This is a genomic window from Novosphingobium sp. THN1 (genome assembly GCF_003454795.1).
Classification (GTDB): domain Bacteria; phylum Pseudomonadota; class Alphaproteobacteria; order Sphingomonadales; family Sphingomonadaceae; genus Novosphingobium.
In genome coordinates, this window is record NZ_CP028347.1 from 2067525 (window position 1) to 2079890 (window position 12366).

15 protein-coding genes are annotated in these 12366 nt (G+C 62.3%); 14 read left to right on the forward strand and 1 reads right to left on the reverse strand.

Annotated features, from left to right (window positions below; translation table 11 throughout):
• The first annotated feature begins 1 nt into the window (after nt 1).
• The 10 genes from frr (at nt 2) to C7W88_RS10365 (ending at nt 9184) form a co-directional block, all read left to right on the forward strand.
• Nucleotides 2–559: a ribosome recycling factor gene (gene frr / locus C7W88_RS10320; RefSeq protein ID WP_118073464.1), complete on the forward strand. Its 558-nt coding sequence runs from the start codon at nt 2–4 to the stop codon at nt 557–559.
• Nucleotides 560–621: 62 nt separating this feature from the next.
• On the forward strand, nt 622–1266 hold the full coding sequence (gene uppS / locus C7W88_RS10325; protein ID WP_240344929.1) for a polyprenyl diphosphate synthase: 645 nt from the start codon (nt 622–624) through the stop codon (nt 1264–1266).
• Nucleotides 1256–2002, forward strand: a complete 747-nt coding sequence (locus C7W88_RS10330) for a phosphatidate cytidylyltransferase (RefSeq protein ID WP_240344534.1) — start codon at nt 1256–1258, stop codon at nt 2000–2002. The genes uppS and C7W88_RS10330 overlap by 11 nt, the downstream gene beginning before the upstream one ends.
• Before the next feature lie 6 nt (nt 2003–2008).
• Nucleotides 2009–3166 carry a 1-deoxy-D-xylulose-5-phosphate reductoisomerase gene (locus C7W88_RS10335; RefSeq protein ID WP_118073467.1) on the forward strand — a complete coding sequence of 386 codons (1158 nt, stop codon included), beginning with the start codon at nt 2009–2011 and terminating at the stop codon, nt 3164–3166.
• Nucleotides 3166–4287, forward strand: coding sequence for an RIP metalloprotease RseP (gene rseP / locus C7W88_RS10340; protein ID WP_118073468.1), 1122 nt, complete (start codon nt 3166–3168; stop codon nt 4285–4287). The genes C7W88_RS10335 and rseP overlap by 1 nt, the downstream gene beginning before the upstream one ends.
• Before the next feature lie 210 nt (nt 4288–4497).
• Nucleotides 4498–7125: an outer membrane protein assembly factor BamA gene (bamA, locus tag C7W88_RS10345; RefSeq protein WP_118073469.1), complete on the forward strand. Its 2628-nt coding sequence runs from the start codon at nt 4498–4500 to the stop codon at nt 7123–7125.
• Nucleotides 7125–7808 (forward strand): OmpH family outer membrane protein, encoded by a 684-nt coding sequence (locus C7W88_RS10350; protein ID WP_118073470.1) that lies wholly within the window; start codon nt 7125–7127, stop codon nt 7806–7808. Before bamA ends, C7W88_RS10350 begins: the two co-directional genes overlap by 1 nt.
• Nucleotides 7809–7831: 23 nt before the next feature.
• The gene (gene fabZ / locus C7W88_RS10355; RefSeq protein WP_118073471.1) at nt 7832–8305 is read left to right on the forward strand and encodes a 3-hydroxyacyl-ACP dehydratase FabZ; all 474 of its coding nucleotides are present in this window, start codon (nt 7832–7834) and stop codon (nt 8303–8305) included.
• Nucleotides 8306–8405: 100 nt separating this feature from the next.
• The gene (rpmE, locus tag C7W88_RS10360; protein ID WP_039337458.1) at nt 8406–8630 is read left to right on the forward strand and encodes a 50S ribosomal protein L31; all 225 of its coding nucleotides are present in this window, start codon (nt 8406–8408) and stop codon (nt 8628–8630) included.
• 113 nt (nt 8631–8743) lie between these two features.
• Complete coding sequence (locus C7W88_RS10365) at nt 8744–9184, forward strand: MarR family winged helix-turn-helix transcriptional regulator (RefSeq protein ID WP_162895994.1); 441 nt, start codon at nt 8744–8746, stop codon at nt 9182–9184.
• 3 nt (nt 9185–9187) lie between these two features.
• On the opposite strand, the gene C7W88_RS10370 is transcribed toward C7W88_RS10365, so the two are convergent.
• Nucleotides 9188–9820: a 2OG-Fe(II) oxygenase gene (locus C7W88_RS10370; RefSeq protein WP_118073473.1), complete on the reverse strand. Its 633-nt coding sequence runs from the start codon at nt 9818–9820 to the stop codon at nt 9188–9190.
• A gap of 97 nt (nt 9821–9917) precedes the next feature.
• Between C7W88_RS10370 and C7W88_RS10375 the strand changes: the two genes are divergently transcribed.
• From C7W88_RS10375 to gspK, 4 genes are read left to right on the forward strand one after another with little or no spacing between them, the layout of a single operon-like run.
• Complete coding sequence (locus tag C7W88_RS10375; protein WP_162895995.1) at nt 9918–10376, forward strand: GspH/FimT family pseudopilin; 459 nt, start codon at nt 9918–9920, stop codon at nt 10374–10376.
• Nucleotides 10366–10740 (forward strand): type II secretion system minor pseudopilin GspI, encoded by a 375-nt coding sequence (gspI, locus tag C7W88_RS10380; protein WP_118073474.1) that lies wholly within the window; start codon nt 10366–10368, stop codon nt 10738–10740. Before C7W88_RS10375 ends, gspI begins: the two co-directional genes overlap by 11 nt.
• Nucleotides 10737–11333, forward strand: a complete 597-nt coding sequence (gene gspJ / locus C7W88_RS10385) for a type II secretion system minor pseudopilin GspJ (RefSeq protein WP_162895996.1) — start codon at nt 10737–10739, stop codon at nt 11331–11333. Before gspI ends, gspJ begins: the two co-directional genes overlap by 4 nt.
• Entirely contained in the window at nt 11330–12313 is a 984-nt protein-coding gene (gene gspK, locus C7W88_RS10390) for a type II secretion system minor pseudopilin GspK (RefSeq protein WP_118073476.1), read from the forward strand. The genes gspJ and gspK overlap by 4 nt, the downstream gene beginning before the upstream one ends.
• Nucleotides 12314–12366 lie beyond the last annotated feature (53 nt).

The window sequence follows — 12366 nt, forward strand, 5'->3', positions numbered from 1 at the left end:
CATGGCAAAGTACGACAAGGCCGATCTCGAACGCCGCATGAAGGGCGCGGTGGAATCGCTCAAGGGCGATCTTTCCGGCCTGCGCACCGGGCGCGCCAACACCGCGTTGCTCGATCCGATCACGGTCGAGGTCTATGGCAGCCACATGCCGCTGTCGCAGGTCGCCAGCGTTTCCGCGCCCGAGCCGCGCATGCTTGCGGTGCAGGTGTGGGACAAGTCCAACGTCACCCCGGTGGAAAAGGCGATCCGTTCGGCCGGTCTTGGCCTCAATCCGATCAGCGATGGCCAGACCCTGCGTCTGCCGATTCCGGACCTGACCGAGGAGCGTCGCAAGGAACTGGCCAAGCTTGCCAGCAAGTATGCCGAGAACGCCCGCATCGCGATCCGCAACGTTCGTCGCGATGGCATGGATGCGCTCAAGGCCGACGAGAACAAGAAGGAAATCTCGGAAGACGAGCGCAAGCGCGCCGAGACCGACCTGCAGAAGCTGACAGACGATATCATCAAGCAGGCCGATGAAGCGGCCGTGGCCAAAGAAAAGGAAATCCTCGGCAAGTGACGGCGGTCCCCGCCTCGACTGGCGGCAGCGCGTCCCATGGCGCGCGGCACGTCGCGATCATCATGGACGGCAATGGCCGCTGGGCGAAGAAGCGGATGATGCCGCGTGCCTTTGGTCACAAGCGCGGTGTCGACACGGTGCGCGAAATTGCCCGCGCCGCGCGCGACATGGGCCTTGAGGCGCTGACGCTCTATGCGTTCTCTTCCGAGAACTGGAAGCGGCCAGCGGACGAGATTGCCGACCTTATGGGGCTGCTGCGCACGTTCATCCGCAACGATCTTGCAGAGCTCGTCAGCAACAACACCCGGCTGAAGATCATCGGCGATTATCAGGTGCTTGCGCCCGATATCGTGGAACTGATCGAAGATGCCATGGCGCGCACTGCGGGCAATACCGGCACGACGCTGGCCATCGCGCTCAACTACGGTTCGCAGCAGGAAATCGCGCGGGCGGCGGCCAAGGCTGCGGCCAAGGGTGCGATCACGCCCGAGGCCATCGAGGCCGAACTCGATACTGCCTGCCTGCCGCCGCTTGACTTGCTGATTCGCACCTCGGGCGAGATTCGCCTATCAAACTTCCTGCTGTGGCAGGCGGCTTATGCCGAGATGTGGTTTACCGACGTGCTGTGGCCGGACTTTTCGGGCGACCACCTGCGCGAGGCGCTGGAGCAGTTCGGATCGCGCGAGAGGCGCTTTGGTGGACGCTGAACCCCAAGTAACCCCGAGCGCGGCAGAGGCTCCCAGGAAATCGGACCTCGGCGTGCGTCTCGCTTCGGCCGTTGTCATGCTGGCGATCGCGGGCGCCGCCTTCTGGGCGGGCGGCCTTTGGCTGGACCTGTTCGTCGCCGTTGTGGCTCTCGGCGTGTTCGTCGAGTATGTGCGACTGGTCGGCAAGATCGCTGACAGCGCATCGCGCCTCTCATCGATGGTGATCTTCGGCGCGGTCTATGTCGGGTGGGGCGGACTAGCTCTTGCCGTAATGCCTGAACCGCTGATGCTGGCCGTGCTGGGGCTTGTGATATGCACCGATACTGGCGCGTACTTCACCGGCCGTTCGCTCGGCGGGCCAAAGATCGCACCCAAAATCAGTCCCTCCAAGACTTGGTCTGGGCTGCTTGGCGGCATGGCCGCGGCAGGCATCTGGGCGTCACTGGTGGTGTTTTCGGCAAGCTATCTCGTCTCAGCCATCGGGCCGACCGGAGCGAGCATTGCAGCAGCGCTGGAAGTTGCCAATCTTGGCATGGCAGCAATTGCAGGTGCGGTTCTCGCCATCTTCGCGCAGATGGGCGACTTCTACGAATCTTGGCTCAAGCGCCGCGCGGGTGTGAAAGACTCCTCGCGGCTGATTCCGGGACATGGCGGTTTGTTCGACAGGGTTGACGGCTTGCTCCCGGTTGCCATCATCGTCGGCACGGCTTGGGCCGCAACGCAGGCAGGACTTTAGAGGCAGATGGCGCGCTCCATTTCCGTTCTGGGCGCAACCGGTTCGATCGGTGCCTCCACGCTCGACCTGATCAGGCGAAATCGCGATGACTGGCGTGTTATCGCCCTTACCGCCAATGGCGATGCCGAGGGCTTGGCCAAGCTGGCCCGCGAGTTTGGTGCCGAGGTTGCGGTGGTCGCCGACGAGACAGCACTGCCCGCTCTTCGCGAAGCTCTTGGCGGAACCAATGTGCAGGCAGCGGCGGGATCTGCGGCCTTGATCGAAGCGGCCTCGAGAGGCGCCGACATCACCGTAGCTGCGATTGTCGGATGCGCCGGGCTTGCCCCGACCATGGCGGCAATCGAGCGTGGTGGCGTGATCGCCCTGGCCAACAAGGAAGCGTTGGTTTCCGCGGGTGACGTCATGACTGCGGCCGTGGCGCGACATGGGGCAACGCTGCTTCCGGTTGATTCCGAGCACAATGCCATCTTCCAGTGTCTGGCTGGCAACAACCTCTCGCACGTTCATGCAATCACGCTGACGGCGAGTGGCGGGCCTTTCCGCGATTGGACGCTGAAGCAGTTGCACGGCGCGACCCCGGCCGAAGCGGTCAAGCATCCCAACTGGTCGATGGGCGCCAAGATCAGCGTCGATTCCGCCACGATGATGAACAAGGGTCTCGAGTTCATCGAGGCGTTTCATCTGTTCCCCGTAGGAGTGGAACGCCTGCGCATCATCGTCCACCCGCAGTCGATCGTGCATTCGATGGTCGAATATCGCGACGGCTCGACTCTCGCCCAACTCGGCCCGTCGGACATGCGCGTGCCGATTGCTTCGGCGCTGGCCTGGCCCGAGCGGATGGACACGCCTTGCGCTCCGCTCGATCTGGCTGCCATCGGACAGCTGACTTTCCGCGCGCCGGACGAGGTCCGCTTTCCGGCTACGCGCTTGGCCCGCAACGCTGTGATCGAAGGTGGGGCAGCCCCTGCCACGATGAACGCAGCCAACGAGATCGCCGTGGCAGCGTTCTTGGATGGTCAGATTGCATTCACCCGGATCGTGCAATCGGTTGAGGATGTGCTGTCGCGCAACGCTATGCCGGCACCCGCTTGTCTTGACGATGTCATTGCGATTGATGCCGAGGCGCGGGCGAGGGCGCGCGAACTGATGGAACCCGTACGCTGATGCCCCAGATCGAAAGCCCTGGAATCCTTGTCGCTTTGCTCGGTTTCGTGCTGGTGCTGGGGCCATTGGTCTTCATCCATGAGCTCGGCCATTATCTCGTTGGCCGCTTGTTCGGGGTCAAGGCCGACGTCTTCTCGATCGGCTTCGGCAAGGAACTCGCCGGCTGGACTGACAAGCGCGGCACGCGCTGGAAGCTCTCTGCCTTGCCGCTTGGCGGCTACGTTCAGTTTGCCGGGGACATGAACCCGGCCAGCCAGCCCAGCCAGGAGTGGCTCGCTCTTCCCGCCGAGAAGCGCAATCGCACGTTTCAGGCAAAGCCCTTGTGGCAACGTTCGTTGATCGTGCTGGCCGGCCCGATCACCAACCTGCTGTTTGCCGTACTGATCCTTGCCGGATTTACCATGGCTTACGGAAAGGCTGTCGTACCTCCTGTGGTGGGTGAAGTTCAGGCCGGTTCTGCCGCAGATAAAGCTGGCATGCGAGTGGACGACCGGATCGTGTCCATACGCGGACATGCGGTTGATTCCTTCCTCGATGTCAGGCTTGAGGTCGGACAAAATCCCGGTGAACCGATGGATGTCGTGGTTGTTCGCAATGGTCAGCAGGTCAGCATCGCCGTAAGCGCGGCGGTTAAAGTGGAGAGCGATCGCTTCGGCAACACCCAGAAGATTGGTTTCCTTGGCGTCGGTCCAAAAAGCTACGAAATTATTCGGGTCGGTCCGCTTGAAGCGGTCGCCGACGGCGTGAGGCAGACCGGCAGCATAATCTCGATGATGGTCAATGGCATAGGCCAGATCATTACCGGCAAGCGTGAGGTCAAGGAGCTTGGCGGGCCAATCAAGATCGCCAAGTTTTCTGGTGAGCAGCTGGTTTCGGGCTGGCAGGCGTACGTCAGCTTCGTGGCGCTCATTTCGATTAACTTGGGGTTCATTAACCTCCTGCCAATTCCGGTCCTCGACGGCGGCCATCTCGCCTTCTACGCGGCGGAAGCCGTGCGGAAGAAGCCGGTGGGGCAGCGCGGGCAGGAGTGGGCGTTCCGCACTGGCCTTGCGTTCGTCATGGCCTTGATGCTGTTCGTCACGATCAACGACGTGGCGTCGCTCAAGCTGTTTGGAGGGTGAGGCGAGTTTGATGGCGTCCGGTGCGGCGGACGCAAAACCGTCTGGTCAGGGGTGACGGGCGGACTTCCACATAATGTCTTTCCACAGAAATGCGGGGCAATGTTTGCTTGATTGGCCTTGTGGCATCGGGCAGAGGGCTACATTGCTTGCCGCGGCCGGACTTCCTCGCGGGCGTCCTGCTGCCACTTTATTACGGGATGGCGCTTGGTGATGATTGGACGTAACGCGGGCCGGGCAGAAAATCGGAACGCCAGGACTTCCCCGCTGTGCGCAGGCCTTCTGGCCACCAGCGCTTTGGTGGCTGTTCCAGGGATTGCCTCGGCGCAGGCCGTGGCTCCCGTATCTCAGCCTGCAGCCCCGGCCCCGGTGGTGCAGGCTCCAGTACCTGCCGGAGACGTCATCCGCACCGTGACGGTGCAGGGTTCGCAGCGTCTCGAACCCGATACGATCCTGTCCTACATTCGCCTGCGCCCCGGCCAGACCTACACCCAGGCGCTGGGTGACCAGGCACTGAAGGACCTCTACGCGACCGAACTGTTCGCCGACGTCTCGATCCGCAACAACAGCGGCGACGTGGTGGTCCAGGTCAAGGAAAACCCGGTCATCAACCGCATCATCCTTGAAGGCAACAAGCGCCTCAAGGAAGACAAGATCCTGCCCGAGATCAAGCTCGCGGCCCGCCAGATCTTCACGCGTTCCAAGGTCCGCGCCGACGTTGCGCGCATCATCGAACTCTACAAGCGGCAGGGCCGCTTCGCGGCGACGGTCGAGCCGAAGATGGTCATGCTTGACCAGAATCGCGTCGATATCGTGTTCGAGATCAGTGAGGGGCCGAAGTCCAAGGTCCGCCAGATCAACATCATCGGCAACGAGAAGTTTGGCGACGGCAAGCTGCGCGGCGAGATGGTGACGAAGCAGGCGCGCTTCTTCCGCCTGTTCTCGAGCGGCACCAGCTATGATCCCGATCGTCTTGCGTTTGACCAGCAGAAGTTGCGGCAGTTCTATCTGACCGAAGGCTATGCCGATTTCCGCGTGGTCTCAGCCGTGGCCGAGCTGACGCCGGACAAGAAGGACTTCATCATCACTTACGTGGTGGAAGAAGGCGATCGCTACAAGTTCGGCGACGTGAAGGTCGACAGCCAGCTGCGCGATTTTGACAGCGATGCGATGTCCAAGCGCCTGCCGATCAAGGCCGGTGACTGGTACAACGCCAAGATGGTCGAGGATCAGGTCGACGCGCTGACGGAAACCGCAGGCGCCTTTGGCTATGCCTTCGCCGACGTCCGCCCGGACTTTTCGCGCAACAAGGACGACCTGACGATGTCGGTCACCTTCCGCATCGCCGAGGCACCTCGCGTCTATGTCGAGCGGGTCGACGTCAATGGCAACACGCTGACGCAGGACAAGGTCGTGCGCCGCGAGTTCCGTCTGGCTGAGGGCGACGCGTTCAATACCTTCCAGGTCAAGCGTTCGACTAACCGCATCAAGTCGCTGGGCTACTTCCAGGAAAAGTTCGAGATCGAACAGAAGCCGGGCAGCGCGCCCGACCGCATCGTGCTTGAAGCTAACGTGGAAGAGCGGCCGACTGGCGAACTGCAGCTTTCGGCCGGTTTCTCGAGCCTTGAGAGCTTCATTTTCCAGGGATCGATCCGCCAGAACAACTTCCGCGGTCGTGGCCAGACCATCGGCCTGTCGGTGGATTATTCGCGCTTCACCCGGTCGGTGCAGGTGAGCTTTACCGAGCCCTATCTGTTCGACAAGAACATCTCGATGGGCGTCGACGTCTACCGCCGTGACCTGAACAGTTTCAACCAGTTCAACTCGAACCGCAACACGACCTACAAGCAGGCGACGACCGGCTTCTCGGCTCGTGTCGGCGTGCCGCTGTCGGAATACATGTCCCTGATCGGGCGCTACACGTTCAATCTTGATGACGTTACGCTCGACCAGAACACGTTCTACGTTAACGGCCAGTGCAGCATTCTGCTGGCAGGGCGCTACTTGTGCGATGCCATCGGCAAGCGCACCAGTTCCATCCTCGGCGCCTCGCTGGTCTATGACACGCTGGACAACCGCCTGCGTCCGAGCCGCGGTACCCAATTCGTAGTCGGCGCCGACGTTGCCGGGCTGGGCGGTTCCGTCCGCTATGCGCGCATCACCGCCAACGCCGCGAAGTTCTGGCCGGTGGGCGGTGGCTTCATCTTCTCAGTCCGTGCGGAAGGCGGTGCGATCAAGGCGCTGTCGAGCCGGTCGAGCGATCCGACAGTTGACGATGTCCGCCTGACAGACCGCTTCTTCCTTGGCGAGCCTCAGATCCGCGGTTTCGACATTCGCGGCGTGGGTCCGCGCGTTCTGCGCAAGTTCCTCACGATCGACACCAACAACGACGGCGTCCCCGATACCGCTTCGACTGACCGCAACCAGTGGGTCGATGACGCGCTGGGCGGGAAGTACTACTATCTGACTCGTGCCGAGCTTGAAATCCCGCTGGGGTCAGGCGCCCGCGAACTTGGCCTGCGTCCTTCGGTCTATGTCGACGCCGGTGCGGTATGGGGCATCACTAAGCCGCTGACGCAGAATCCCAATGCGGTGACTTATTACACCGACGATGCCGGCAAGATCACCACCGTTATTCCACCCAACGCGGATCCCGCACGGATCACGCGCTATGTCGAAGAGTACGTCGGCGACACGATCTCGCCGCGCGTCTCGGTCGGCATCGGCGTGAACTGGAATTCGCCGTTCGGTCCGTTCCGCCTCGATTTTGCCAAGGTCCTCAAGAAGGCCAACGGCGATGATCCCAAGACCTTCACTTTCAACGTGGGAACCCAGTTCTGATGAAAATCCGTTACGCTTCCGCGCTTCTCGCGGGCCTCGCCGTTCTTGCCGTTTCGCCGACTGCTGCTGTGGCGCAGGCCACTTCCGGCACGGTCACCCCTGGCATCGCAATCGCCAATCCTTCGGCAGTTGTCGCCGCATCCGCTGCATACCAGACCGCGCAGCAGCAGCGTCCGACCACCTACAAGCCGCAGATCGACCAGGCCAATGCGCGCAAAGCCCAGATCGAAGCGCAGCTCAAGCCGCTGATCGACAAGCTTCAGGCGGACTCGAAGGCTGCAAACCCGAACCGTGCTGCGCTGCAGGCCCAGTACGAACAGATCCAGCAGATCGAACAGGCTGGCCAGGCCGAGATCCAGAAGATTCTCGAGCCCCTCAACCTCTCGCAGCAGTACGTGCTCGAGCAGATCGGCGACAAGCTTGATGCCGCCACCCAGGCCGCGATGGACAAGAAGAAGATTACGCTGGTGATCGATTCCCAGTCGGTCATCAAGGCGGGCCAGGTCTACAATCTTAACCAGGATATCCTGACCGAGCTCAACAAGGCCATTCCTTCGGCACAGCTAGTGCCGCCGGCTGGCTGGATGCCGCGCGCGCAGCGTGAGCAGCAGGCTCAGGCCCAGGCCGCACAGCAGCCGGCGACCGCAGCGCAGCCTGCGAAGAAGGCACCCGAAGGCCGCTGAGGTCTTCGGTTTGGGGCCGGGTAATGTCCGAGGAACAGAACGCGCCGCAGGGCGTGATCACCGACTATGACGTTCGCAAGGTGATGGCGGCGCTTCCGCACCGCTATCCGCTGTTGCTGGTCGATCGTGTCGCTTCTCTCACCCTGAACGAGCGTATCCACGCGGTGAAAGCCGTGTCGATGAACGAGCAGTTCTTCCAGGGGCATTTCCCCGGCCGCCCGATCATGCCAGGCGTCCTCCAGATCGAGGCGCTGGCCCAGGCGGCTGGCGTCCTCGCCGTGGAATCGCTCGGTCTCGCGGGGTCCGGCAAGCTGGTCTACTTCATGGCGATCGAGGAGGCCAAGTTCCGCAATCCCGTGGAGCCCGGCGTCCTGCTCGACCTGCATGTCGAGTTCACCCAGAAGCGTTCGCGCGTATGCAAGTTCGCTGGCAAGGCGATGATCGGCGACAAGGTGACCTGCGAGGTCAACTTCACTGCGATGATTGCGGACAGCTGATCACTGGCCACGCTGGACAACAGCGCCGCATTCCGCTAGGCGCGCGCCCTTACAGATTCTAGCGGCCGGTCGGAACCGGCTGCGCACCGGAGCAAGACCCATGAAGACTGGCATTCACCCCGACTACCACATGATCAAGGTGCAGATGACCGACGGCACCGTTTTCGAGACCCGCTCCACCTGGGGCAAGGAAGGCGACACGCTCGCTCTCGAAATCGACCCGACCTCGCACCCGGCATGGACCGGTGGTACGCGCCAGCTGGACCAGGGCGGCCGTGTTGCCCAGTTCAACAAGCGCTTTGGTGGTCTTTCGCTCAAGCGCTGAACGCTGGCGACAGGGCAATCACGGAAAGGGCGGCTTCGGTCGCCCTTTTCTTTTTCGTGAGTGGTTTTCCATGGCATATTGCTATCAGCGATAGCCGTCCTAAAGATCAGGCCATGACGCTGACCAATTCTCTTGAGAGCCGCCTCGGCTATCAGCTCCGCCGGGCGTCCGCCGTAATGATGGCAGACTTGGGGCGCGAACTTTCCGATCTTGACTTGCGTCCGGCCGAAGTGACGACGCTGTTGGTCATTGCCGAAAATCCTGACTGTTCGCAGACCGAGGTCGGGCAGGTGCTGGCGATCAAGCGCGCCAACATGGTTCCGATCATCTCGCGGCTGATGGAGCGAGGCTTGGTCGAGCGTCGGCGCCTGGATGGTCGCAGCCATGCGCTGACTTTGACGGAAGCCGGTCGCAAGATGGCGGACGACGCCGTGGCGCGGATCGAGAGGCACGAAACCCGATTTACGGCCTTGCTCGGGGAGGCTGACACGAACGTTCTGTTTCGGTGCCTTCCAACCATCCGAAGCGCGCGGAGCAGCGACGAGGAAGGCTGACCGTCAGGTCCAGGGACGTTCGCGATACCATTTGGTGATCACGTACTTAAGGCCCTTGCGAACCTTCATGGCATGATGAAGCGTGGCCGGGTTTACCGAACCGTCGGGACGACGGTTGTTCCAGCACACCAGCTTGCCCTTTTCGGGCTGAATGATCTTGTCGATCACCTTGAACCGCGTTGCACCGCCCGCCTCGACGTCATTGAGATAGACCATGAAGGTCCAGGTGCGCTGCCCGGCTATGTTGCAGTAGCGCTGAAAATCCGCTCCATGCGGATCAAAGTAATCCGTGTGCGATTTGAATTCCTGCCCGGGTTCATAGCGCTGACCCTGAATGGGCTCGCCGAACTGTCGATCAATTCCGGCGATTGCCGAGATCTTTTCGTCCAAGGCAACGATCTCCGGCTCCTGCATCGGCAGATCGCAGGTCTCGCTTGTCCGGAAGTAGTGGTCACCGTTTGCGTCCGCGATAGTGGAAGGCCGACGGTCACGATCGATGCGAGCGACCAGCGAAGCGCATTCCTGATCGTTCAGAAACCCGCGCAGCATGAACATCTCGAGTCTGGGCGTTGGCACGCGCATCATGCCCGGCAAGGTCAGCAGGCGGTCGGCGGAAGCTTCGTTGGCGAGCGACATCGCCTGTTACCTACTCCAACGAGGCGGCAGACTGCAACTTGAAGCCTCTGGTCACTTGGTCGTAAAACCGTCACGTTCCTGCCGCATGCGAGATATCGTGCCCCGTCAGAGTCGCTCTCTTACTGCCCGCAACGGTTTCTCGCTGGTCGAGATGATGGTTGTCCTGCTGGTCATGGGGCTCCTGGCGACGGCGGCAGTGCTGACGATCCCCGGCGATGGGCGCAAGCTGCGTGACGAGGCCGAGCGCTTTGCAGCGCGAACGCTCGCGGCGCGGGATGAGGCCATCGTCGGCGCGCGACCTGTATCACTGGTAGTGAGTGAGAAGGGTTACTACTTCGAAGGGCGCCGCGAGGGGCGTTGGCAGCCATTGCCGGGCCGGGGCTTCGAGCTCACCGGGTGGAATCCCGAGACGATCGTGGACGGCCAACGGCAACGCATCGTCTTCGATTCCCTGGGGCTTGCCAGCAGCGAAGCCCTGATCCGTCTGCAGCGTGCTGAAGCGGCGCTTTCAATCCACCTGCGTCGCGATGGGAGCGTGATCGTCGATGGCGGCTGAGCGTAACGGCTTTACCTTGCTCGAACTGCTCGTGGCGCTTGCGGTGTTCGCCATCGCGGCGCTTGCCTTGCTGCAGATGGAGGGCGCGAGCATTTCGCGCACGGCAGATCTGGATCAGCGGCTGCTTCGGGAAATCGTGGCGCAGAACATGGCGGCCGAGATTCTGACCGATCCAGCGCCGCCGCCGGTCGGATCGGCTTCGGGCACCGTCGAGAATGCGGGGCGCCGCTTCCAATGGACCCGCACCGTCGAGATGCGCCCAAATTATGGCGTCTTGGGCATTGTCCTGTCGGTCCGCGAGACAACTCCGGGCGCGCAGAGCCAGTCCTTCACTCTCGATTTCACCAGGCTGCCCGGCGCGTGAGGCAGCAACCTTCGCCCAACGGCTTCACCCTGGTCGAGATGCTGATTGCACTGGCCCTGTTCGCGGTAATTGCGGTCGGTGCACTCGGACTGCTGCGGTTCTCGGTGGATGCTGAGCTGTCGAGCCGGGACAAGACGGAAAGCATTGCCAGCCAGCGGCGTTTCCTTGCGGTGTGGACGGCCGATCTGGCGCAGGCGGTGCCGCGCCCTTCGCGTGACGCTTCCGGCACGAGCCACCCGGCCTTCGAAGCCAACACCGATGGCGTGATGATCCGTTTTACCCGGAGCGGCTGGGACAATGTCGATGGCGCACCGCGCCCCGGCCTGCAGAAGGTGGAGTATCGGATCACCGCAAAGGCACTGGTTCGGGCCGGCTATCCTTTTCCTGATGGTTCGGCGGCGGAAGCCGGAGCGGATGTTCTCGCCCTCTATGCGCCGCCTACGGTGCGCTTTCGGGCGAAGGACGGCAATTGGCGTGATCGCTGGGACCCGCAACTGTCGACCGAACTGCCCGTGGCGATCGAACTGCTGATCCCGCAGAAGGGCGTGCCGCCATTACGCGTGGTTTCGCTTGTCGGGGTTAACTATCAGTGAGGCCGGATGACCCTCGCGAGCGGGGTGCGGCCTTGCTCTCCGTCTTGCTGCTGGTTGCGGTGATGGCGGTCATTGCCGCGTTGATGCTCGACCGTCTCAATCTCGCCACGCGCCTTGCCGCCAATGGCCAGGCGATGACGCAGGCGCGGCTCTATGCGACAAGCGCCGAAACGCTGGCGATGGCGCGGATCAAGTCTTTGGTCGAAACCTCGCAGGACCGGACGGTAGATCGCAACGGTCTGCTCGGTCGGGACTTTCCGCTGCCCTTGCCGCGTGGCACCGTGATGGCGCGCGTTGACGATGCGGGGAACTGTTTCAATCTCAACTCCCTCGTCGAAGCTGATGCCCAAGGCGCACTGCGCCTCAGGCTGGTTGGGCTGAACCAGATGCGAGCATTGATGAAGGGGCTGGCCATTCCCGAAGCAGAAGCCGCCATCATCAGCGATTCGATTGCCGATTGGATCGACACTGACAATGCACCGGCGCCAAATGGGGCCGAGGACGACAGCTATCAGGGCCAGGCCGTTCCATACCGAACCGCGGGCCGGTTGATCAGCGATGTCAGCGAGATTCGTGCGGTGCGTGGGATGACGCCGCAGTTCTATGAGCGCCTGCGCCCTTGGCTTTGCGCCTTGCCCGGGGCGGACTTGTCACCGATCAACGTCAACACCTTGCGGCCGGATCAGTCCCTTCTGCTGACGATGATCGCGCCGCAGGCCATTCCGGCGCAGCGCGCCCGCGCCTTGTTGGCGTCACGGCCTGCGCTCGGCTGGAAAAATGCCGACGAGGCCTTGCGTGGCGCAGGAGGGGAGGGCGTTGGCGTTCCGCTCAACCAGTTGCAGGTGCGTAGCCGATGGTTGCTGCTTACGCAGACTGTGAAGGTCGATTCGGCCAGCGTGGAAGAGCAGGCCTTGATCGATGTCGGCGTGAACCCGCCACGCATCGCCTTTCGCACCTGGGGTGACAGGTTCAGCCGCTGAATCTTTGCCGCCTTCAAATTTCCGCTTCCCTTTGTCGCGCCTTTCTGCAAAGG